General features: G+C 69.5%; 22 protein-coding genes and 1 other RNA gene. 10 read left to right on the forward strand and 13 right to left on the reverse strand.

From position 1 onward, the window contains the following. Positions 1 to 17: 17 nt before the first annotated feature. From ASD05_RS23285 to ASD05_RS23295, 3 genes are all read left to right on the forward strand, one after another. Positions 18 to 1,682 carry an MBL fold metallo-hydrolase gene (locus ASD05_RS23285; RefSeq protein WP_056597532.1) on the forward strand — a complete coding sequence of 555 codons (1,665 nt, stop codon included), beginning with the start codon at positions 18 to 20 and terminating at the stop codon, positions 1,680 to 1,682. After that, the gene (locus ASD05_RS23290; RefSeq protein WP_056597533.1) at positions 1,679 to 2,404 is read left to right on the forward strand and encodes an RNA pseudouridine synthase; all 726 of its coding nucleotides are present in this window, start codon (positions 1,679 to 1,681) and stop codon (positions 2,402 to 2,404) included. Before ASD05_RS23285 ends, ASD05_RS23290 begins: the two co-directional genes overlap by 4 nt. Positions 2,405 to 2,482: 78 nt before the next feature. After that, the gene (locus tag ASD05_RS23295) at positions 2,483 to 3,025 is read left to right on the forward strand and encodes a hypothetical protein (RefSeq protein ID WP_056597534.1); all 543 of its coding nucleotides are present in this window, start codon (positions 2,483 to 2,485) and stop codon (positions 3,023 to 3,025) included. 9 nt (positions 3,026 to 3,034) lie between these two features. On the opposite strand, the gene ASD05_RS23300 is transcribed toward ASD05_RS23295, so the two are convergent. From ASD05_RS23300 to rnpB, 6 genes are all read right to left on the reverse strand, one after another. Further along, complete coding sequence (locus ASD05_RS23300) at positions 3,035 to 4,510, reverse strand: efflux transporter outer membrane subunit (protein WP_056597535.1); 1,476 nt, start codon at positions 4,508 to 4,510, stop codon at positions 3,035 to 3,037. Beyond that, complete coding sequence (locus tag ASD05_RS23305) at positions 4,507 to 5,445, reverse strand: HlyD family secretion protein (RefSeq protein ID WP_056597536.1); 939 nt, start codon at positions 5,443 to 5,445, stop codon at positions 4,507 to 4,509. Before ASD05_RS23305 ends, ASD05_RS23300 begins: the two co-directional genes overlap by 4 nt. A 13-nt stretch (positions 5,446 to 5,458) precedes the next feature. Continuing rightward, a complete protein-coding gene (locus tag ASD05_RS23310) occupies positions 5,459 to 5,665 on the reverse strand; it encodes a DUF1656 domain-containing protein (protein ID WP_056597537.1) in 207 nt (68 codons plus the stop codon). Next, on the reverse strand, positions 5,662 to 7,773 hold the full coding sequence (locus ASD05_RS23315; RefSeq protein ID WP_056597538.1) for an FUSC family protein: 2,112 nt from the start codon (positions 7,771 to 7,773) through the stop codon (positions 5,662 to 5,664). The genes ASD05_RS23310 and ASD05_RS23315 overlap by 4 nt, the downstream gene beginning before the upstream one ends. Before the next feature lie 3 nt (positions 7,774 to 7,776). Then, positions 7,777 to 8,238: a MarR family winged helix-turn-helix transcriptional regulator gene (locus tag ASD05_RS23320; protein ID WP_056597961.1), complete on the reverse strand. Its 462-nt coding sequence runs from the start codon at positions 8,236 to 8,238 to the stop codon at positions 7,777 to 7,779. A gap of 165 nt (positions 8,239 to 8,403) precedes the next feature. Next, positions 8,404 to 8,761: RNase P RNA component class A (gene rnpB, locus ASD05_RS24760), an RNA gene on the reverse strand. 96 nt (positions 8,762 to 8,857) lie between these two features. Between rnpB and cysK the strand changes: the two genes are divergently transcribed. From cysK to ASD05_RS23340, 4 genes are all read left to right on the forward strand, one after another. After that, positions 8,858 to 9,778 (forward strand): cysteine synthase A, encoded by a 921-nt coding sequence (cysK, locus tag ASD05_RS23325; RefSeq protein ID WP_056597539.1) that lies wholly within the window; start codon positions 8,858 to 8,860, stop codon positions 9,776 to 9,778. 151 nt (positions 9,779 to 9,929) lie between these two features. Further along, on the forward strand, positions 9,930 to 11,567 hold the full coding sequence (locus ASD05_RS23330) for an NAD(P)/FAD-dependent oxidoreductase (protein WP_056597540.1): 1,638 nt from the start codon (positions 9,930 to 9,932) through the stop codon (positions 11,565 to 11,567). A 25-nt stretch (positions 11,568 to 11,592) separates the two neighbouring features. Further along, a complete protein-coding gene (locus ASD05_RS23335) occupies positions 11,593 to 12,216 on the forward strand; it encodes a flavin reductase family protein (RefSeq protein ID WP_056597541.1) in 624 nt (207 codons plus the stop codon). A 50-nt stretch (positions 12,217 to 12,266) separates the two neighbouring features. After that, entirely contained in the window at positions 12,267 to 13,241 is a 975-nt protein-coding gene (locus tag ASD05_RS23340; protein WP_056597542.1) for a ProQ/FinO family protein, read from the forward strand. Positions 13,242 to 13,337: 96 nt separating this feature from the next. Here the strand turns inward: ASD05_RS23340 and htpX are convergent, their stop codons facing one another. The 7 genes from htpX to ASD05_RS23375 form a co-directional block, all read right to left on the reverse strand. After that, entirely contained in the window at positions 13,338 to 14,210 is an 873-nt protein-coding gene (gene htpX, locus ASD05_RS23345; protein ID WP_056597543.1) for a protease HtpX, read from the reverse strand. Positions 14,211 to 14,407: 197 nt separating this feature from the next. Continuing rightward, a complete protein-coding gene (locus tag ASD05_RS23350; RefSeq protein WP_056597544.1) occupies positions 14,408 to 16,657 on the reverse strand; it encodes an IgaA/UmoB family intracellular growth attenuator in 2,250 nt (749 codons plus the stop codon). Between the two features lie 82 nt (positions 16,658 to 16,739). Further along, positions 16,740 to 17,498, reverse strand: a complete 759-nt coding sequence (locus ASD05_RS23355) for a DUF3025 domain-containing protein (protein ID WP_056597545.1) — start codon at positions 17,496 to 17,498, stop codon at positions 16,740 to 16,742. Continuing rightward, a complete protein-coding gene (locus ASD05_RS23360) occupies positions 17,495 to 18,328 on the reverse strand; it encodes an NYN domain-containing protein (RefSeq protein ID WP_056597546.1) in 834 nt (277 codons plus the stop codon). The genes ASD05_RS23355 and ASD05_RS23360 overlap by 4 nt, the downstream gene beginning before the upstream one ends. 160 nt (positions 18,329 to 18,488) lie before the next feature. Beyond that, positions 18,489 to 19,520 carry a dihydroorotase gene (gene pyrC, locus ASD05_RS23365; RefSeq protein ID WP_056597547.1) on the reverse strand — a complete coding sequence of 344 codons (1,032 nt, stop codon included), beginning with the start codon at positions 19,518 to 19,520 and terminating at the stop codon, positions 18,489 to 18,491. Further along, on the reverse strand, positions 19,517 to 20,059 hold the full coding sequence (locus ASD05_RS23370; RefSeq protein ID WP_056597548.1) for an RNA polymerase sigma factor: 543 nt from the start codon (positions 20,057 to 20,059) through the stop codon (positions 19,517 to 19,519). Before ASD05_RS23370 ends, pyrC begins: the two co-directional genes overlap by 4 nt. A 3-nt stretch (positions 20,060 to 20,062) precedes the next feature. Further along, the gene (locus tag ASD05_RS23375; RefSeq protein ID WP_056597549.1) at positions 20,063 to 20,278 is read right to left on the reverse strand and encodes a DUF2892 domain-containing protein; all 216 of its coding nucleotides are present in this window, start codon (positions 20,276 to 20,278) and stop codon (positions 20,063 to 20,065) included. Between the two features lie 175 nt (positions 20,279 to 20,453). On the opposite strand from ASD05_RS23375, the gene ASD05_RS23380 reads away from it, so the two are divergent. From ASD05_RS23380 to ASD05_RS23390, 3 genes are all read left to right on the forward strand, one after another. Continuing rightward, the gene (locus tag ASD05_RS23380) at positions 20,454 to 20,810 is read left to right on the forward strand and encodes a TfoX/Sxy family protein (protein ID WP_056597550.1); all 357 of its coding nucleotides are present in this window, start codon (positions 20,454 to 20,456) and stop codon (positions 20,808 to 20,810) included. Positions 20,811 to 20,956: 146 nt separating this feature from the next. Further along, a complete protein-coding gene (locus tag ASD05_RS23385; protein WP_056597551.1) occupies positions 20,957 to 21,298 on the forward strand; it encodes a Rieske (2Fe-2S) protein in 342 nt (113 codons plus the stop codon). Positions 21,299 to 21,324: 26 nt separating this feature from the next. Continuing rightward, positions 21,325 to 21,900 (forward strand): YbhB/YbcL family Raf kinase inhibitor-like protein, encoded by a 576-nt coding sequence (locus tag ASD05_RS23390; protein WP_056597552.1) that lies wholly within the window; start codon positions 21,325 to 21,327, stop codon positions 21,898 to 21,900. Positions 21,901 to 21,926 lie beyond the last annotated feature (26 nt).

Raw genomic sequence — 21,926 nt, forward strand, 5'->3', positions numbered from 1 at the left:
CTCTCCATAATCGCCCCATGGTCCGTTCCACCCAACAACTACACATCCCACGCGAGCCCGCGCCCCCGCGCGCGGCCGCCACCGTGCTGCTGCTGCGCGACAGCGCCGCCGGCATCGAAGTGCTCATGACCCGCCGCTCGGCCAGCGCCAGTTTCGCGCCCGGCGCCTACGTATTTCCCGGCGGCCAGATCGACGCCGCCGACGAAGCAGCCCAGCGCATCGCCGCGCATCGACCCACGCAAAGCGGCCTGCAGCGCACGCAGGCCATCGCGGCCATTCGCGAGGCTTTCGAGGAGCTGGGCGTGCTGCTCGCGCACCATGCCGACGGGCGGCCCGCCAACGCCGAAGACATCGCCGCCATGGACCGCGGCAACACGGCGGGCACGGCCTTTGCAGATCAATGCGCGGCACGCGGGCTGATGCTCGATGCAGACCGCGTGTTCACCTTCGCGCACTGGATCACCGACCGCGACCTGCCCAGGCGCTTCGACGTGCCCTTCCTGGTGGCGCGCATGCCCGAAGGCCAGGAGCCCGCGGCCGACGAGAGCGAACAGTTCGAGCCCTGCTGGGTGCGCCCCGCCGATGCACTCGCGCGCCATGCGGCAGGCAGCTTCTTCATGATCTTCCCGACCGTGCGCACGCTGCAGCGCATGGCCGCGTATGCCACCGTGGACGCCCTGCTCGCAGCCTGCGCCGGCGAGACCCCGCTGTGGACCAGCTGCCCGCGCGCCGGCCTGCTCAAGGGCGAGGACGCGCGCTACATGGAGCACGAATCGCCATTCGGCGAGCTCGCGCTGGTGTGCCCCGACGGACAGGTCGTGCATGCGCTCGACTGGCAGAGCGAACGCCCGGTGCCGCTGCTGAAGAACGTGATGCGCTTCACCGCGCCCAACCCGGGCGCGATGACCGGCCCGGGCACCAACAGCTATATCGTGGGCGACGCGGCCACGGGCTATATCGTGATCGACCCGGGTCCGGACGACGCCGGCCACATCGGCCGGCTGTGGGGCGCCACGCAGGGCGACATCCGCATGATCGTCTGCACGCACTCGCATGCCGACCACTCGCCGGGCGCGGCGCCGCTGCAGGCGCTGTGCAAGAACGGCAAGCCGCCGATCCTCGGCCTGGCCTCGAAGCCTACAGCTCGCGCCAGCGCGCGCTTCACGCCGGAGCGCGAACTGGCCGATGGCGAGCGGCTCGTGCTGTCGGGCACCACGGCCGAAGGCGAGCCCATCGCCCACACGTTGCGCGTGATCCACACGCCCGGCCATGCGGCCAACCACCTGTGCCTGGTGCTGGAAGAAGACGGGCTGCTGTTCTCCGGCGACCACGTCCTCAACGGCAGCACCACAGTGGTCGATCCGCCCGATGGCGACATGACGGCATACCTCGATTCGCTCGACACGCTCGATGCGGCCTGCGCGGCCGGCGGCATCGATTTCATCCTGCCCGCGCATGGCTACGTGATCGGCTTTGCCCGCACCGCCATCGGCATGCTGAAGGCGCACCGGCTCAAGCGCGAGGCCAGGATCGCAGCCGCCATGCAGAAGCTGCCCGAAGGCACGCCCGAGCAATGGCTGCCGCTGGCCTACGACGACGTGCCCGAACGCATGTGGCCGGTGGCGGCCCGCTCGCTGGCCGCGCACGTGGCGCGCATCCGGCAACTGGCGGTGGCTCGATGAACAGCAACAGGAACTCTCCGGGTGAAGACCAGGGCATCCGCCTCGCCAAGCGCGTGGCGGCGCTGGCCGGCGTGTCGCGGCGCGAGGCCGAGCTGCTGATCGAAAACGGCGCGGTACGCGTGGACGGCGTGCCGCAGATGCTGCCGCAGTCGCGCGTGCTGCCGCACCAGCAGGTCGAGATCGAGGCCGGCGCGAAGCCCGAGCCCGTGTTGCCCGTCACATTGCTGCTGTACAAGCCTGCAGGCATGGTCACCGACATCGCGCACCGCCTGCTGGTGGCTGCGAACCATCACGAGCCCGAGCGCGCGGGACTGCGTTTTCTGCCGGCGCATGCAAAGGCGCAGCGCTGCATGACGCCGCTCGAGACCGGCGCCAGCGGGCTGGTCGCTTACACGCAGGAATTCCGCATCGAACGCAAGCTGCAGGAAGACGCGGGCATCCTCGAGCACGAGGTGATGGTGGACGTGGCCGGCCCGGTGAGCCCCGAGGTGCTGGCGCGGCTGGAGCGCTCGCCCGCGCGCGTGAGCATCGGCCGCCAGAGCGACGAGCAAACGGGCCTGCGCTTCGCGCTCAAGGGCGCGCGGCCGGGGCAGATCGCCAACATCTGCGACGGCGTCGGCCTGCGCATTCTTGCGATGCGGCGCATCCGCATCGGCCGCGTGCCGCTGGCGGGGCTGCAGCCCGGCCAGTGGCGCTATCTCGCGCCCCACGAACGCTTCTGAACAACGATGCACCGCATGTTCGCGGCCCGCAATTTTCAGCCGTGGCCCCGATGGGCCGCCGACAGGGAGACTGAGCCAATGAAGTTCGGAACACCGAGCACCGCCCTGGCCTGCACCGTGCCGCTGGCACTGGTGGCGGGCTGCACGCTTCTCACACCGTCACCGCCGTCCGCGCCTCCAGCGCCGCCGCCGGCCGTTGTCTCGAAGGACGGCCTCGCGCCCATCACCGAGGAGCAGGTCGAGCGCATCCGCGACGCCATCGGCGTCAAGCCCCCCAGCCCGGCTGTGGGAAAGGTGGTGCGCAGCGCCTCGCCGACCATCGAGTCCTTCGTGCGGACCGAAGGCTGCATCACCGCGCGCAACGGCGCGGTGCTCAACCCCTTCGCCGCGCCCGGCCGCCTGTTCGACGCCACGGGCTTCCAGGGCGGCCCGATGTCGGAGATGCAGTACCACGACAAGACCGCCTGCGTGACGGTCAAGCGCATCCAGAACTGGAAGATGGTCACACCGAAGCTGCTGCGCTTCGAGGTGGTCTACGTGGGCGACGACGGTGAGGAACGCGCCGTCAAGCGCCACGAGCTGGTGCGCCAGCCCAAGGGCGGCTGGCTGTTCGCACGCTGAGGGCCGCGATCACTGCTTCGCGGTGATCGGCGCGCCACCCTGCGCAAGGTGCGCGTCGTCGGGTTCCCAGCCGCCGCCGAGCGCCATGAACAGCACGACCTGATCGTCGGCCAGCTGCGCCTCGCTGGCCGCGAGGGCGGCTTCGCTGGCGGCCAGCGAGCGTTCGGCGTCGAGCGAATCGAGGTAGCCGGTGCGGCCGTTCTGGTAGAGCTGGCGCGCCTGCGCGGCAACCTTCGCGCTTTCGTCGCGCGAGGCTTGCAGCGCGGCGTGGCGATCGAGTTCGCGCGCATAAGTGCCAAGCGCGGTTTCGGTTTCGCGCAGCGCGGTGAGCACCGTGCCGTCGAACTTGGCGAGCGCGGCGCGCGTGCCGGCCTCGGCCTGGGCGATGCGGGACTGTGCCACGCCTGTATTGGGAATGGTCCACGAGATCAGCGGGCCGAGGCTCCACGCGAAGGTGTCCTTGCGGCCGAAGTCGTCGGCATGGCCGGCGGAGGAGCCTGAAAGGCCCAGCGTGACTTTGGGATAGAGCTCGGCCGTGGCCACGCCGATGCGCGCGGTCGATGCCGCAAGGCTGCGCTCGGCCTGGCGGATGTCGGGGCGGCGGCGCAGCAGCGCGGCACCGTCGCCGACCGGCAGCGTGCCAGCCACGCGCGGCGGCACGGTGCAGTCGGCCACTTCGCGCGGGAAGTCCTGCGGCACTGCGCCAGTCAGCGTGGCAAGGCGATAGAGCGCGCCCTGGCGTTCGGCCTTCAGCGGGGGCAGTGCGGCGTTGAGCTGCTGCAGTTGCGCACGCGCGCGGCCTGCGTCGATGGCACCGGCGCGGCCTGCACGTTGCAGGCGGTCGGTGACGTTCACGGCGTCCTGCTGCAAGGCGACAGACTTCTCTGCGATCTGCAGGCGAAGGCCGGTAGCGCAGGCTTCGGCGTAGGCACGCGCGGTGCCGGCCGCAACGTTCACGCGCACGAGGTCGAGCGCGGCTTCGGCGGCTTGGGTGTTGGCCTGCGAGGCCTCGATGCCGCGGCGGATCTGGCCGAACAGGTCGACCTGGTACGACAGCGAAGCGCCCGCGCTGTAGTTGAAGGTGCTCGGCGGCTCGTAGCCCTTCTGCAGCAGCGACAGCCCCGACACATGGCCGAACGAAGGGCCGCCGTTCACGCCGATGGTCGGGTACTTGGCGCCGGCCACTTCGTCTTCGATGGCGCGTTCGCGTTCGAGGTTGGCGACGGCCTGGCGCAGGTCGGTGTTGTGCGCGAGGGCCTGTTCGACCAGCCTGTCGAGCAACGGGTCGTGGTACAGGCGCCACCAGTGGGCGGGCAGCGGCGCGGCGTTGGAGGACGCCTCGGCAAAGGGCCGCGCGGCGGCGCCCTGGCTGGCCAGCGCCTCGGGCGGCTGACGGTAGTCGGGACCGACCGCCGCGCAGGCCGCGAGCCCGGCGGCGACGGCCAGCGATGCAAGGCGAAATGCGAAGCGGCTCATGGCGTTCATCCCTTCTGCGGCGCGGCTGCCGGTGCCACGGCGCTGTGCGCCGGCTTGTTCCCCAGCACCTGCACCGTGACCGTCTGGCCCGCGACGAGGCGTGCGCCCTGCGGCAGCGGATCGAGCTTGATGCGCACCGGAATGCGTTGCGCGAGCCGCACCCAGTTGAAGGTCGGGTTCACGCTGGGCAGCAGGTTGGCGCTGGTGGAGCGGTCGCGGTCGGCAATGCCGGCGGCCACGCTGTCGACCGCGCCCTCGAGCACCGCGCCGCCGCCCATCGGGGTGACGCGCACGCGGTCGCCGAGATGGATGCGCGGCAGCTTGGTTTCCTCGAAATAGCCTTCGACGTAGAACGACTGCGCATCGACCAGCGCGAGCACCGGGCGGCCCGCCGCGGCGTAGCTGCCCTGGCGCAGGTCGAGGTTGGTGACGAGGCCGTCGGCCGGCGCACGCACCTGGGCGCGCTGCAGGTTGAGGCGGGCCGAGTCGAGCGCCACCTCGGCCTGCGCGACGGCGGCCTGCATCTGCTCGACACGCGAACGGGTCTGCTCGCGCGACTCCTTCGACACCAGGTCGTCGAGGCCCGCGTTGCGCGCGTTCTCGCGCTGCACCTGGGCGCTCATCGCGCGCTGCGCGGCGAGCGCTGCCTGGGCCTGGCGCACGGCGAGGTCGTAGCGGGCGCGGTCCACTTCGAACAGCAGCGTGCCGGCGGCGACCGGCTGGTTGTCGCGGATCGGTACTGCCGTGACGAGGCCCGACACGTCGGGTGCGATCTGCACGACGTTGGCGCGCACGCGGCCGTCGCGCGTCCACGGCGCGAGTTCGTAGTGGTCCCACAGGCGCAGGCCGGCCCACACGGCGGCGGCCACCACGGCCACGGTGAGAAGAACGCGCCCGAGGCGCCGGGCCCATGGGTTGTCTGCGGAGGAACGGGGGGCTGTCATCGGAATCTCGTTGTCATTGAAGGTAGGAAGTGAGGCGGCTCAGTGCGTAGAGCAGCAACAGGTACAGCGCCATGTCGAACAGCGCGGGGTGCCACACCCAGCGGTAGGCGCCGGCGGCCGCAAGCAGTCGGCGCACGCCCCACAGCGCGAGCAGCGCGCCGAGGGCCAGCACCATGATCCAGGGCACGTAGAGTCCGTAGAAACTGGCTTCACCGATCATGCGGAAGCTCCTTGGGTGAGCGCTGCGCCCGCCAGCCTGGGCGGCGCATCGGGAAAGAGATTGCGGCGCAGGCCGACCAGTGCGGTGACGGCCGAGCGCGATGCGGCGGAAGAAGCGGTGCCGCGCGCGGCAAGCACGGCACCGAGTGCCTCGTCGATCTGCGGCAGCAGGTCGAGCGGGCGCGGGTTCGTGCGGCCTTCGGCGCGCTGGCGGAAGAAGCGCGAGATGCCGCCCAGCAGCGCGGCCGAGGTGGCCAACGGCAGCTGGGCGCGCACTCGCTGCAGCACGGCGATGTCAGCGCCCATGCGCAGGTCGCGCAGCGCGTCGTTGGCGGCCACGCCTTCGACGGTGCCGCCCGCCTGCGCGATGCGCGGCGCGAGCAGGCCGATGCGGTCGAGCATGCGCACGGCGTACGCATCGCTCTGCGCGTACTGCGGCTGCGGCGAAGCGGCCATGTCGCCGAGCTCGCGCCAGGTGGCGCGCTGGATGCGGCGCGCGCTCCAGTCGGCACCGACCGAACGCACGAGCCGCGTGACGCGCGCCGCGACCAGCACGCCGACGATCTGGCCGATCATGCTGTTGATGAAGCTCACGAGGTCGGAGCTGGCGGTGTCGTGCAGCGCGAGCGTGCCGGCCACGCCGAAGATCAGCGCCATCGCGGGCATGAAGTGCGTCGGACGCGGCAGGTAGAAGCCCAGCAGCAGGAAGAGCGGCGCGCAAATGACGACCAACATGCCGAAGTCCTGCACCGTGGGCATGAGCACCAGCACATAGAGCGCCGAGATCGGGATGGACCACAGCGTCCACTTGAGAAAGCCGTGGATCGCCGGCACGGGGTCGTCCATGGTGGCGAAGAAGCAGCAGAAGACGGCAGCCATCATGGTGGCGGCCGAGCCCATGGGCCAGCCGGTGACGATCCAGAACGCGCCGCACAGGCAGATGGCGATGACGGCCGCGAGCGCCGACAGCAGCGCCATGCCGTAGTCGCGGTGCAGCACGCGGCTGCCGAGCGCTGCCGTGCGGCGCAGCGGCGCGGCGCCCTTGAGGCCTTCGTCGATGTCCAGGCGCAGCCGGGCGCAGGCGGTCCAGCCGTCGACGAGTTCTTCGAGGCGCCCGGCGAGGCCGATGCGCAGGGCGCGGCCCCATGGCGTGGGCTGCTGCGCGTTGGCAGGAGCTGCGCTCAATGCGTCGATGGCACGGCGCAGGGCTTGCAGGCGCTCGGCACTGTGGGCGGAGGCAGGTTCGGCCTCCTCGCGCAGCCACTGCGCGGCCTGCGCGAGCACCGCGGCCACGTCGGGTGCGAGTTGCCCTTCGGCCTGCTCCAGCGCCTGCAGGCGGTCTTCGACGGCCGAGAGCGCGGGCGTGAGCGCGGCAACGCGGTCCTGCATCGCGCGGATCGCGCCGGCGGTCCAGCGCAGGTGCGTGGTGTCGAAGGGCACATGGGTGGAGAGCAGGCGCAGTTGCGTGATGTCGCCTGCGAGGCGGCGGCGGTCGTCGTCGAGACGCTTCGGTTCAGCGCCACTGCTGCGGCCGGCGGGCTGCAGCAGGTCGCCCAGCCACTTGCGCGCGTCGAGCAGCGTGCGGTCGAGCAGGCCCAGCACGGTCGGCGCAAGCCCTGCAGGGAGCACGAGACTGTGGACCAGCGTGGCGCAGAAGATGCCGAGGCCGATTTCTTCCACGCGCGCCACGGCGGTGTCGAACAACGCGAGCGGCGTCTGCACCGACGGAAAGCCGATCAGCGCGGCCGTGTAGCCCGCGAGCATGAACACGTAGGAGCGCGGCGTGCGGTCGAACAGCGAGATGCACAGGCACAGCCCCACCCACAGCGCGAGCACCAGCGTCAGCAGTTCCGGCGCGTTGGACAGCGCGGGCACCATCAGCACGGTCGCGGTGCAGCCGATGAGCGTGCCGCAGAAGCGGTACAGCGCCTTCGAGCGAACGGCGCCGGCCAGCGGATGGGCGACGACGTAAGTGGTCATGAGCGCCCAGAACGGGCGCGGCAGGCCGGCGCGACTGGCGAGGTACATCGCCAGCATGGCAGCAGCGAAGCTCTTGCCGGAAAAGAGAAGCTCCGCACGGCTGAAGCGCGGAAGACGGAGCGCGGGCATTTCTTACCTGCGCCCTTCCTGCGGCGATTGCTGCGACTGCGGCGCCGGGGCCGAGCGCCCCAGGCGCTCCTCGAGCACGCCGAACACGCGCAGGCAGGCGGCGATGTCGTCGTCGGACACGCCTTCGAACAGCTCGCTGCGCATCAGGCTCAGCGCCGCCTCGATGGGCGCGCAGGCGGCCTTGCCCGCGGGCGTGAGGTGCAAGGTCTTGGCGCGGCGGTCGGCCGGGTCTTCGCGGCGCTCGACGAAACCGGCCTCCACCAACTGGTCGAGCGAGCGCACCAGCGACGGGCCCTCGATGCCCAGTGCATCGGCCAGCACGCCCTGGCGCACTTCGCCGTTCATGCGCCCGAGCATCACGATCGGCCAGGCCAGCGTTTGCGACACGCCGACGTGCGCCACCGCCCTGTCCGCCGACGCGCGGTAGCCGCGCTGCAGCACCGAGAGCGCCATGCCGAGCCGCATCAGCGCGTTTTCGCGCTTCGGGGAGGAGTTGCTCGATTTGCTCAAGATAGCCGACTACTAATTAGCATGCTATCGATTATACGGGTAACTACCAATCCATGCTGGCGGCAAGGCTGCCGCCCGCCTTCAGCAGTCGAAGGCGCGAAAAAGAAAAAGGGAAGAAAAGTGTGAAGCCCGCCGATAAGCCGGATTCTGTGCATCGAGAGCCTCTTGCGAAGCCCTCGACGTGACCGCCATTACTCTGGGCCGTTTGTCGCCAAACGGCTCGATGCCACCTACCCGCCAGCTCAGCGGAACCACCTCGATACTGGCCTACTTGGTGTTGCTGCGCGCAGAGATTGCCCGTTTCACCCGAACTCAATCGGCTCGTCTCTGTTGCTCTGATCCTCACCTCACGGTGGAGAGTCGTTAACTCCTGCGCTGTCCTGTGCAGTCCGGACGTTCCTCCAGTGCGGTCTTTCGACGCGGCACCCGAAGGTGTCGCCCCTTTCGGGCTTGCACCAGCGGCGGTCTGGCGTGCTTCACGGGGTGGATTATCGCCCCTGCCCGGGCGCACGGGCAGGCAGGTCCCACAATGCGCGCTGTCCGTCCGTCAAACGCATCGACCCAAGGAGATTCCATGAAGGCCCAGAACATCCTCCAGACCATCGGCAACACGCCGCACATCCGCATCAACCGCCTGTTCGGCAATGCGAAACAGCAGGTCTGGGTCAAATCCGAGCGCGCCAATCCCGGCGGCTCCATCAAGGACCGCATCGCGCTGTCGATGGTGGAAGACGCCGAGAAGAGCGGCGCGCTCAAACCCGGCGGCACCATCGTCGAGCCGACCTCGGGCAACACCGGCATCGGCCTTGCGATGGTCGCGGCCGTGAAGGGCTACAAGCTGATCCTGGTGATGCCCGACAGCATGTCGGTCGAGCGCCGCCGCCTGATGCTGGCCTACGGCGCCACCTTCGACCTGACGCCGCGCGCCGGCGGCATGAAAGCCTCCATCGCACGTGCCGAGGAAATCGTGGCCGGCACGCCCGGCGCGTGGATGCCGCAGCAGTTCAACAACCCCGCGAATGTCGACGTGCACGTGCGCACCACGGCCGAGGAGATCGCGGCGGACTTCCCCGACGGCATCGACGTGCTGATCACCGGCGTGGGCACGGGCGGCCACATCACGGGCGTGGCGAAGGTGCTGAAGAAGAAGTGGCCCAAGCTGCAGGTGTTCGCGGTCGAGCCGGTGGCCTCGCCCGTGATTTCCGGCGGCGCGCCGGCGCCGCACCCCATTCAAGGCATTGGCGCGGGGTTCATCCCGAAGAACCTCGACACCTCGCTGCTCGACGGCGTGCTGCAGGTCGACGCCGAACCGGCGCGCGAAATGGCGCGCCGCTGCGCGGTCGAGGAAGGCATGCTGGTCGGCATCTCGTCGGGCGCCACGCTCGCGGCCATCGCGCAGAAGCTGCCCTCGCTGGCGCCCGATGCGGTGGTGCTGGGCTTCAACTACGACACTGGCGAGCGGTACTTGTCGGTAGAAGGCTTCCTGCCTGCGTGATTTGGCTCGCCCCCAGGCTGCGCGCACTTCGTGTCGCTACGCCTTCCCCCTACCGGGGGCAACACCTGCGGCCCGGCAAAGCCGGTTCCGCGGTGTTCCACGACGACGAAGCTAAAATGGCCGGCTGCTTGATAACCACAAGCCCCACGCCATGCTGAGAATCTCCGAACTCAAACTCCCGCTCGACCACGCGCCCGACGCGCTGGCCGCACTGATCGCCAGGACGCTCGACGTCCCCCTCGAAGCGATCGCCTCCCACGCGGTCTACAAGCGCAGCTTCGACGCGCGCAAGATCGAACTGCTCACGGTCTACATCTGCGACGTGCAGCTGAAGGACGCGAAGCTCGAAGCCGCACTGCTCGCGAAGCACGCCGGCCATCCGCACATCCAGAACGCCCCCGACATGCGCTACACGCCGCCGGCCAATGCGGCCGAAGGCACGGCGCGGCCGGTGGTGGTCGGCTTCGGGCCCTGCGGCATCTTCGCGGCGCTGATGCTCGCGAAGATGGGCTTCAAACCCATCGTGCTCGAACGCGGCAGGACCGTGCGCCAGCGCACCCGCGACACCTGGGGCCTGTGGCGCAAGAGCGTGCTCAACCCCGAGTCGAACGTGCAGTTCGGCGAAGGCGGTGCCGGCACCTTCTCGGACGGCAAGCTCTACAGCCAGATCAAGGACCCGCGCTTCCTCGGCCGCAAGGTGATGGAAGAGTTCGTGAAGGCCGGCGCGCCGCCCGAGATTCTTTACGTCGCGCATCCGCACATCGGCACCTTCAAGCTGGTGAAAGTGGTGGAGAACATCCGCGAGCAGATCGTGGCGCTGGGCGGCGAGATCCGCTTCGAGCAGCGCGTGACCGATGTGCACATCGAAGACGGCCACCTGCGCGGCCTCACCGTGCTCGACCAGACCACGGGCACGAGCAGCGAACTGCGCGCCGACCACGTCGTGATGGCGCTCGGCCACAGCTCGCGCGACACCTTCGAGATGCTGCATGCGCGCGGCGTGCACATCGAGGCCAAGCCCTTCTCCATCGGCTTCCGCGTCGAGCACCCGCAGGGCCTGATCGACCGCGCTCGCTGGGGCCGCCATGCAGGCCACCCGCTGCTCGGCGCGGCCGACTACAAGCTGGTGCACCACGCGAGCAACGGCCGCTCGGTCTACAGCTTCTGCATGTGCCCCGGCGGCACCGTGGTGGCGGCCACCAGCGAGCCGGGCCGCGTGGTCACCAATGGCATGAGCCAGTACTCGCGCAACGAGCGCAACGCCAACGCGGGCATCGTGGTGGGCATCGACCCGAAAGACTTTCCCGGCGACGCGCTCGCGGGCATCGCGTTGCAGCGCGAACTCGAAAGCAACGCCTTCGTGCTCGGCGGCGGCAACTACCGCGCGCCGGGCCAGCTGGTGGGCGACTTCATCGCCGGCCGGCCCTCGACCGCGCTCGGCAGCGTGATTCCGTCGTACAAGCCCGGCGTGACACCGACCGACCTGCACAAGGCGCTGCCGGCCTACGCCATCGAGGCCATGCGCGAGGCTTTCCCCGCCTTCGGCCGCAAGATCAAGGGCTTCGACACGCATGACGCGGTGCTCACCGGCGTCGAAACGCGCACCTCGTCGCCGATCCGTATCACGCGCGGCGACGATTTCCAGAGCCTCAACGTGCGCGGCCTCTACCCGGCCGGCGAAGGCGCGAGCTACGCGGGCGGCATCCTGTCGGCCGGCGTGGACGGCATCAAGGTGGCCGAGGCCGTGGCGCACGGCGTGCTGGCCGAAGCCTCGGCCCCGAGCCACTGAGCCACCACCCGACATCGAGACCTGCATGGCCAGCGACGACTTCCATTTCTACGAACCCGCCAAGGGCCACGGCCTGCCGCACGACCCGTTCAACGCGATGGTCGGGCCGCGCCCCATCGGCTGGATCTCGTCGCAGGACGCGAACGGCGTGCTCAACCTCGCGCCCTACAGCTTCTTCAACGCCTTCAACTACACGCCGCCGCTCGTCGGCTTCGCCAGCATCGGCGCCAAGGACAGCCTGCACAACATCCGCCAGACGCGGGAGTTCGGCTGGAACCTGGCAACCCGGCCGCTGGCCGAGCAGATGAACCGCTCCTGCGCGGCCGTGCCGCCCGAGGTGAACGAGTTCGAGCTCGCCGGCCTCGCCACGGCCGCCTCGCGGACCATCGCGGTGCCGCGCGTGGCCGAAAGCCCCGTGTCCTTCGAGTGCAAGCTCACGCAGATCCTGCAGCTCGAAGGCGTGGACGGCGTGCCGGTGCAGACCTGGCTCGTGCTCGGCGAAGTGGTGGGCGTGCACATTGCGCGCCACCTGCTGAAGGACGGCATCTACGACACCGCCGCGGCGCAGCTCATCCTGCGCGGCGGCGGCCCGGGCGACTACTTCGAAGTCAGCCCCGACAATCTCTTCAGGATGTTCCGGCCGCGCTGAACGCGCTCGGCCGGCCTTCTTTTTTCCAATCCTTTCCACAGCGCCCCCGCATGACCGACGCTTCCACCGCCACCCCCAAGACGAACGCCCGCCCGCCCCGGCGCCAGCAACTGGACATGGCCGACCAGCTGAAGCAGCTGCAGGCCGGTGCAGGAACAGACGCGGGCGCAGATGCGCCGGCGCAGCAACAACAACAGCAACCCCAGCAGGCCTCCCGCCCGCCGCGGCAGAAGAACACCGGCCGCGGCCCGCGTGCGCAGCAGCCCCAGCAACAGAAGGCGCAGGCGCAACAGCAGCAACCGCAGCGCGCGCCGCGCAAGGTCAACCCGGTGCTGGAGCGCCTGTTCGAGCTGTACCCGCAGCTCTTCGGCGCGCGCTTCGTGCCGTTGAAGCTCGGCGTGTACGAGGAACTGCTTGCGCGCCACCCCGAGGACTTCAAGGCCGAAGACCTGAAGATCGCCATGGGCCAGCACGCGCGCTCCACGCGCTACCTCGAGGCCGTGGCCGCCGGCCTGGCGCGCCACGACCTCGACGGCAACGCACTGGACCCGGTCGCGCCCGAGCACGTGCACCACGCCATCCTCGAGCTGCACCGCCGCCGCATGCTGCGCAACAACGGCAACGCCGAAGAACTGCGCCCGCAGCTGGTGGCGCGCATCGCCAAGGCGGTCGAGGCTTCGGGCCTCGACCGCGAGGCCTATGCGGTGCTCGTGCGCTCGCGTGACGCAAACGCCAACGCCGTGGTCGACGAAGCCCTGGCCGAACTCGCCGAGCAGGCCGCCAAGCGCGAGGCGCTGCTGCGCGCCTTCGAGGCCAGCGGCCGAAGCGAGCAGGAGTTCGCCGACATGTACGGCATGAAGCCCGGCGACGTGGCGCGCACGCTGCAGCGGGTGCGCGACGACAAGAAGCGGGCAGAGGCCGCGGCGGCAGCAGCCGCTGTGGCAGCAACGGACGTGCAGGCAGCGCCCGAAGCAGAAGCCGCCCCGGCCGCCCTCGACGTGCCCGAGGCGCCCGCCGCCGACTGAAGCACGGCGCACCAGCCCCAATGCAAAAAGCCGCCACATCGCTGTGGCGGCTTTTTTCATGGGCGACGCGAAATTTGCCGCGCCCCCGCAGCTTGCTCAGCGCGCGTTCTGCAGCGCCGCAATGCGCTCCTCGATCGGCGGGTGCGTGGCGAACAGCTTGCCGATGCTGCCGGTGATGCCCATGGCTTCGACCGCCTTCGGCAGTTCGCCGGCCGGCAGGCCGCCCAGGCGCGCGAGCGCGTTCATCATCGGCTGGCGGTTGCCCATGAGCGCGGCCGAGCCGGCGTCGGCGCGGAACTCGCGGTGGCGCGAGAACCAGGCCACCACCATCGCGCCGGCAAAGCCCAGCACGATGTCGAGCACGATGGTGCTCACGTAGTAGCCGATGCCGGGGCCCGACGAGCGGTCGTCGCCGCGGCGCAGGAAGCTGTCGACCGCATAGCCGATCACGCGCGACAGGAACACGACGAAGGTGTTCATCACGCCCTGGATCAGCGTCATGGTGACCATGTCGCCGTTGGCGATGTGCGCCACCTCGTGGCCGATGACGGCCTCGACCTCTTCGCGCGTCATGTTCTGCAGCAGGCCGGTGGACACCGCCACCAGCGACGAGTTCTTGAACGCGCCGGTCGCGAAGGCATTGGGCTCGCCTTCGAAGATCGCAACTTCGGGCATGCCGATGCCGGCCTTGTCGGCGAACTTGCGCACCGTGCCGACGATCCAGGCCTCGTCGGGCGACTGGGGGTTGTCGATCATGCGCAGCCCGGCCGTCCACTTGGCCATGGGCTTGCTGATGAGCAGCGAGATGATCGCGCCGCCGAAGCCCATCACCAGCGCGAAGCCGAGCAGTGCCGTCAGGTTGAGCCCGTTGGCCGTGAGGAAGCGGTTGACGCCGAGCAGGCTGGCGACGACGCCGAGCACCGCGACGACCATCACATTGGTCAGGACGAACAGAAGGATACGTTTCAAGTTGAATTCTCCGTGGGGAAATCTGCCACCCAGATGAGGGCCTCACGGCCCTCTTCAAGCCGTGCGCGGCATGGAGGTCCTGGGTGTTGTTGTGCGTTGTGGGGCGCTCCGGCCGGCGGCAGCCGGTAGAAACATGATAGGAGCAAAAGTTCCAACGCCCGGGTATTCCCCGGCCGCGCAAAGGCCTGTCGGTGAACTCAGAAGAGGCCTGTCGTTCCCGGTGCCGGGCGCGTGGCGATGTCGGCGTGCAGGCGGGCGCTGCGGCGCATGCCCTGCGTCAGGCGCACCGCGAACAGCATGCCGTTGACCAGCACCAGCAGCGCCGCGAACAGCGCCCACAGCGTGTACGCACCGGCGCTGGCCGTGCGCGCGGCGTCCAGGTTCGGGTCGATGCGCACCAGCGTCGTGCCCTTGGCGTCCTCGCCGACGGCGGTTACCAACCCCTCGAGCACGAAGGGATGCAGGCCGTCGGTGGTGGCATTGCGCCGCAGGCGTTCCCAGCGTTCGAGCAGGGAACCGCGGGGCGCGTCATCGGCCGGGGCATCGGCGCCGTCTTCGCCCGGCTCGGCGTCGGACTCACCCGACTTGCCCTGCGCATCGCCGATGCGGGAAGCGGACGCCAGCAGCACGCCGCCCTTGGCCGGCACGATGGCCGGGCGCGCGGCCGCGATCTTCGCGGCGACCACGCCGTCGACGGCCTGCCGCAGCACGCGCTGCACGGTCGCGAGCTGGCTGCGAGACAGCACGAGGTCGGCGTTCTCCGCGCCCGTCTTCGCGCTGGCGGCCAACGCCGCCCAGGTGGTGACCGGCGTGTCGGCGCCGTCCTTCTCGACGGTGGCGTCGATCGCGCGCACGAGCTCGCGCTGCAGGTGGGTGCAGGCTTCGGGCGAGAGTCCGCCGCTGTCGTGGCAGGCGGCCTCGATCATGGCCACCGAACGGTCGAAGCCGCGCACGATCATGGGCTCGTTCTCGCGCGCGCGGTAGGCCGCGAGCGGGTCGGGCGCCTGACCCAACTGCATGCGCAGCATCGCCATCAGGGCGGCCGACATGCCGTTCTCCGACGCGCGTATGAAGTCCGCCCGGGCGAGCGCCAGCACGCTCTGCGGAATGTCCAGCGCGGGCACGACGGGATCGGAGCCGGCCCAGCGCACGGTGGTGCAGTCGATGACCGGCACGGCGTGCGAGTCTTCGCTGCGGCCGTTCATGTCCATCTCGCAGCGGGCTTCGCCTTCCATGTTCGCGAAGCTGGCCCACTTCGGCGGGTTCTCGCCCACTTGCGCGGGGTTGGCGTAGCCAGGGCTCTTTGCATGCGAGATCCAATGCGCGATCACCGCGGCCTCGCCGCGCAGGTCGGGCGCCGCCAGCGCCAGCGCGCCGAGGGCCATCAGCCCGACCAGCAACAGCAGCAGGTGGCGCCCCCAATACACGGGCCGGAAGCGCCGCCATTCGTCGGCCACGGACCACTTGTCGCCGAAGCTCACCGCGCTGTAGTCGCTGGTGCGCAGCTCGGCCTCGATCACCTCGCCGTACGGCACCGACGCGGGGTTGCTCCAATGCGAAGGCAGCACCAGGCTCAGCTTGTCGCCGATGAACATGCCGACCTTCCTGACCGCCACGTTGCGCACGTCGGCCACGGCAATCTGGTTGAGCATGCCGCGCACGCGGTTGACGGGTTGCGGCTGGCGCGCCGCCGCCGTGGCCGACGGCCGGCGCACGAAAAGCCATGCGGCCCACAGCGCCGCGAGCAGGCCCGCGCCCAGCAGGTAGGCCTGCGCGCCGCGCGTGGCGTCCCAGGTGGCGATCCACAGCAGCACGAAGGCGGCCAGCCATGCGAAGGAGGACGCCCAGCCGCCGCGGCCCATGCGGCTCGCGACTTCCTCGGGGGTCTCGGTGCGCTGGCCGAGGATGTCGACCTCGCCGCGTTCGTAGCGGGCGAGCGGGTTCGCGTCCTGGGCAACTTCGTCGAGGCTCGGCAGCGCGCCGGCTTCGCCGCGCTTCCATTGCTTGTCCTGCGCCTGTTGGCGCTGCGCGCGCTGGCGGCCTTCGAGCAGGTCGAAGCCGTTCACGCGGATCACCACCGCGCATTTCTTGCTCAGCACGACCAGCGCCTCGTTGTGCGGCTCGATGTACTCGATGGCGTCGTAGGGCAACAGCACGTCGACGTCGCCGATGGTGTCGTGCTCGGTCGACGAGCCCTGCGTCTGCAGGCCGTGGCGCAGGAAGGCGCCGCGGAGTTCGCGCACCTCGTCGTCGACCGTGAGGCCCTGCCCCATCAGAAAAGGCTGCAGCGCGGATTTCTCTTCGTCGGTGATCCGGCGCAGCACGGGCGTGTTGCGAAAGCCCTTCAGCGCATCGCGGTTGCCGGAACGGCGCGAGGCGTAGACGATGAAGCTGTAGATCGCGTAAAGAATCAGCCCGACCTTGAGCAGAAGAATGACGGTGTCCATGTTGTTGTCTGAGCCCCTCTGAAATGGAAAGCAGTCCGCGTGCGGCGCACGCGCTGCGGCGGGCCTCCCGAGCCCGCGAAAACTACACCTGCAAGGTGTTCGGCAAGGGCCGGAAGACCCCCGCGTCGACGTAGAAGGATGCCGCTGTATTTTCAGCGCACCAGCCGGGCACGCCGAGCACCGGAAGGGGTACGAAAGGCTTCGTTTGGAGCCAGTCCGCATCGAAATTCTTCGCAATCGCTGCGTCGTCGAGGGCCGGCGGTGCGTCCATGTCGCGAGGCAGCAGCACGTGCGCCGTGATCGGCTTGCGCGGCGTCACCAGCTTTTCGAGCAGCGCGTGCCCGAACAGCAGCAGGCGCGCTTCGCTCCACAGGCCGCGCTGCGTGACGAACAGCGCATGCCAGTCGCGCGCGACCAGCGCGCGCCACAGCGCGGGTGGCGCATCGAGCAGCGCGCCGTTCTCGTCGAACAGCGTGAGCGCGTCGCGCAGCGGACCGCGCACGGCCGCGACGCCGCTGCGCGCGATCTCGCCCGCCTGCAGTTCGTTGAGGCGGCGCTTGGTGTGCGGAAACGCGAGCCACACGAGCCCGTTGAAGAAGTCGTGCAGGTTGTCGCGCGTGGGCACGCTGCGGGTCTGGAAGATGTGCGCCTCGTAGGCCTGGCCTGGAGGCAATGCGTCCTGGTGCACGAAGTCGGGAATTGGCGCGGGCACAGGCGCAGGTTTGGTGCCCTGCAGCGCGGCGGCGACTCCGCCATGCCGCGCGGCCTGCGCCACCGCTTCGCCGCTCGAACGATAGGGCGCCAGCCAGGGCTGCGCCCAGTCGACCGCCGGCAGGGTCAAGGCGCGGGCGCGCCCGTCCAGCGGATGCGGTCGGGGTGCTGCATCACCGCGAACTCCGCGGTGAGCTTGTCGAACAGCTTGAGCGAGCTGCCGTGCTTGCCGAGCAGGCCGGCGGTGCGCAGGGCTTTCGCCACGTCGTTGAGCGGTACGTCCTTGCCGCTGCGCAATGCGGGCGCGGCCTGCAGGATGAACTCGGCGGCTTCGGACGGAGGTTGCGGCTGCGGCGCGGTGGGCGCCTTGGCGGCCGTCTTGCGGGCCGTCTTCTTCGCCGCGGCCTTCTTCGCTGCAGGTGCGGGTGCGGCTGCGGTCGTCGTGCCAGAGCTCTTCGCGCGCGAGGTCTTGCCGGTCGCCGACTTGGCCGTGGCCGCCTTCTTCGCAGGCGTGGTGCGCACCGCTGGCGCGGCGTAGCCCGCGCCGTGGTGCGCGAGATCCATGAAGGTGTCGTAGATGCCGACCGTCTCTTCGCCCGTCTTGCCCTGCTGGCCGATGCCGCAGACGCGGCAGCCCTTCTCGCGCAGGCGGATCACCAGCGGCGCGAAGTCGGAGTCGGACGACACCAGCACCACCACGTCGGGACGCTCGTCGATCACGAGGTCGATGGCGTCGACGGCCAGCGCGATGTCGGTGCTGTTCTTTCCGGTCGACAGGTTCACCATCGGCCGCACCGAGAGGCGCTTGAAGAGCGCCTGCCGGTTCACCGCCATCTCGGCATTGCAGTAGGCGCGGCGCACGTGGATGGCGCCGTACTCGTCCATCGTGCGCTGCACGGCCTGCTCGATCACGTCGGCCGAGACGTTGTCGGCGTCGATCAGCAGCATCACGCGAGCCATTGGCTCACCCCCAGGCTGCGCGCACTTCGTGTCGCTTCTCCCACCCCCTCACCGGGGGCAACACCAACGGCCCGGCAAAGCCGGTTCCGTGGTTTTTCTCGACGGGATCTTGCCAACCTCAGATGCCGCGCGTTGAGCGACTGATCGCGTGATGAAGTACTCACAAGAGCTTCCAGTTCACGGTTTCGCCGCCGCGCAGCGGCTTCAGCGTGGCATCGCCATAGGGCACGGTTTCCGGCACGGTCCAGCTTTCGCGCTTGAGCGTGATGGTGTCGGTATGACGCGGCAGGCTGTAGAAGTCGGGGCCGTGGAAGCTCGCGAAACCTTCGAGCTTGTCGAGCGCTTGCGCGTTGTCGAAGGCTTCGGCATACAGCTCGATGGCGGTGAGCGCGGTGTAGCAGCCGGCACAGCCGAGTGCGTGTTCCTTCAGGTGCGCCGGGTGCGGCGCGCTGTCGGTGCCCAGGAAGAAGCGGTCGCTGCCGCTGGTGGCCGCCTCGACCAGCGCCACGCGGTGCGTCTCGCGCTTGAGCACGGGCAGGCAGTAGTAGTGCGGGCGGATGCCGCCGGTGAAGATGGCGTTGCGGTTGTAGAGCAGGTGGTGCGCCGTGATGGTGGCTGCCGTGAAGCGGCCGGCGTCGCGCACGTAGTGGGCGCCTTCCTTGGTGGTGAGGTGCTCGAACACCACCTTCAGTTCGGGGAAGTCGCGGCGCAGCGGAATCATCACGCGATCGACAAACACGGCCTCGCGGTCGAACAGGTCGATGGCGGGGTCGGTCACCTCGCCGTGCACCAGCAGCAGCAGGCCGTGCTTCTGCATGGCCTCGAGCGTCTTGTAGGTCTTGCGGATGTCGGTCACGCCGGCATCGCTGTTGGTGGTGGCGCCGGCCGGGTAGAGCTTGAGCGCGCGCACGCCGGCCTCGGCGGCCAGCGCGATTTCCTCGGGCGGCAGCTTGTCGGTCAAGTAGAGCGACATCACGGGCTCGAAGGTGGTGCCGTCGGGCACGGCGGCGCGGATGCGGTCGCGGTAGGCCATGGCCTGCGCGGCGGTGGTTACGGGGGGACGCAGGTTCGGCATGATCAGCGCGCGGCCGAACTGGCGCGCGCTGTGTGGAACGACGGCTTCGAGGGCGGCGCCGTCGCGCACGTGCAGGTGCCAGTCGTCGGGGCGGGTGATCGTGAGGGTGTCTGTCATGGCCCGGCAATTGTCGCATCGCCCCCCAGCAAATACTCGCGCACCAGCGCCCGCGCGCGGTGCAGCCGGCTCTTCACTGCGCCCGGCGGTTCGTCGAGCCGTTCGGCGATCTCGGCGATGGTCAGCTCCTCGAAGTCGCGCAGCAGCACCACTTCGAGGTAGTGCGCGGGAAGCGACTCCAGCGCGTGCGCGAGGTCGATGCGCAAAGCGCCGTCGCTGCGGCTGGCCAGCTGCCGCTCGGCCACCTCGTCGTCGAGCGGTTCGTGCCGGAACATCGCGCGCTGCAGCCTGAGGCATTCGCGCCGGATGACGGTGAAGAGCCACGACGAGAAGGCCGCGGCCGCCTTCAGCCCCCGGACCTTGCGGGCGATCACCAGCAGCGATTCCTGCACGGCGTCGTCGACGTCGCTGGCCTGGCAGTGCCGCCAGGCGTAGCGCCGCGCATCGGCCTGGCAGACCGCGAGCAGGCCCGCGATGGCAGCGGGGTCGCCGGTCTGCGCGGCCTGGATCAGGCCGGTGCGGTCGATGCCCACGCCCATGGCTCAGCGCCCCTTGACAGGCTTGCGCCCGACCATGGCGCACATCGGGCAGAAGCCGAACAGGCCCGTCAGCGCGAGCGTCGCGCCCGTGAGCCCGGCGATCACCGCGAGCCCGAAGCCGGCCGTGCCCCAGCTCATGGCGGCGAAGAGCAGGCCGGCGAGGCCCATGACGATGCGCAGCGCGCGTTCCCAACCGGGGACATTCTTGACGTAGACCATGGTGACTCCTTCGATCCTTGGGTGCATGAGGAAGACCCTCGGAAACAAGGAGGCGTCGAACCCGCCGAACGGTTCGCGGGAATCCACAAATTTTCCACTGCCGTGAGCCGACGCAGCGTGGCCGGACTCGGCGACACTGAGCTCTTTTCATCGCGCGCCTGGCGCCAGCAGCATCATGTCGGAAGCCTCGTCGCAGTTCGTCGACTTCATCATTGACCGTCTCCGCGGAATCCCGCGCATCGCCAAGACCCGATTCTTCGGCGGAACGGGGCTGTCGGCCGACGCCACGCAGTTCGCGATGATCATGGGCAGCACCGTGTACTTCGTCGTGGACAAGGACACCCGGCCGAAGTACGAGAAGCTGGGCAGCAAATGCTTTGCCTACGACACGAAGGCTCGGCGGGTCCAGGTCAGGAAGTACTTCGAGGTCCCCATCGAGATCATCGAAGACCATGAAGCGTTGGCAGCCCTGGCAAGGGAAGCTGTTCTGGTGGCACAAAGCCTGAAGAAGCCGGCCGGCAGGGGCACGTAGCCTTGCGGGTCGACGGGAGCGGCATCGCTCATGCGCTCCTACGCGAGATCGGCCATGCAGACTGCTTTGCCTCGCCCCACCTCGCAGGAGATACTGTTTCCTTCGCTCAGGCCGCCCAGGCTTCCTTGCGAAATGCAGTCAAAAGAATGATGAGCACGACAGAGCCCCAGTTGATCTCCCCGGCACTCGCCGACAACGGCCCCGCTGCGCTGTTCACCGCGCCCGGCGGCGCCCAGGCCTTTGCCGTGCGCTGGCAAGGCGGCGTGCACGGCTATCTCAACCAATGCCCTCACGCGGGCGGCCCGCTTGATTTCGAGGGCCAGGTGCTGGAGAGTTCAGGCCGCTTTCTGATGTGCGCGCGGCACGGCGCCATCTTCGAGCCCGACACCGGCAAGTGCGTCGGCGGTCCCTGCCGCGGTGCGCGGCTCACGCCGCTGGCGGTGCACGAAGGAGCGGACGGCAGCGTGTGGCTCGGCCGGGCCGAGTGAAGACAACCCTTCAGGAGAGAAAAGAAATGCGCAACAACAATCCTCTTGCCCTGTCGATCGCGGCGCTCGCGCTCAGCGGCCTCATGGCGGGCTGCACGGGCATGTCGGCCGGCAGCGGCAAGGCCTTCACGGGCATGAGAGTCACGTCGAGCGCTTTCGGCGACAACGGCGTCATTCCGTCCGACCACGCGGGCGACTGCGGCGGCAAGAACGTCTCGCTGCCCGTGGCGTGGAGCAACCTGCCGGCCAAGACGAAATCGGTCGCCGTGCTGGTGTTCGATCCAGACGGCGCGGCCGGCCTCGGCGTGTCGCACTGGGTGGCCTACAACATCGCGGCCGAGCGCGGCGAGCTCAAGGCGGGCGAAGGACAGGCAGGCTCGAACTTCAACTTCACCATGGGCCCGAACGTGGCCGGCGCGCCCGCCTACCGCGGCGTGTGCCCGCCGGTGGGCGACCGGCCGCACCACTACGTGCTGACTGTGATTGCCACCGACCTCGCACCGGGCAGCCTGCCGGCCGGCCTCGCGCGCGACGCGCTGCTGGCCGCGCTCAAGGGCCATGCGCTGGGCGGCCAGAGCGTGGTGGGTCTCTACAGCCGCTGATCTCCCGTTATTAAATGTAATAATTA

This window comes from Variovorax sp. Root434 (assembly GCF_001426595.1).
Lineage (GTDB): Bacteria > Pseudomonadota > Gammaproteobacteria > Burkholderiales > Burkholderiaceae_C > Variovorax.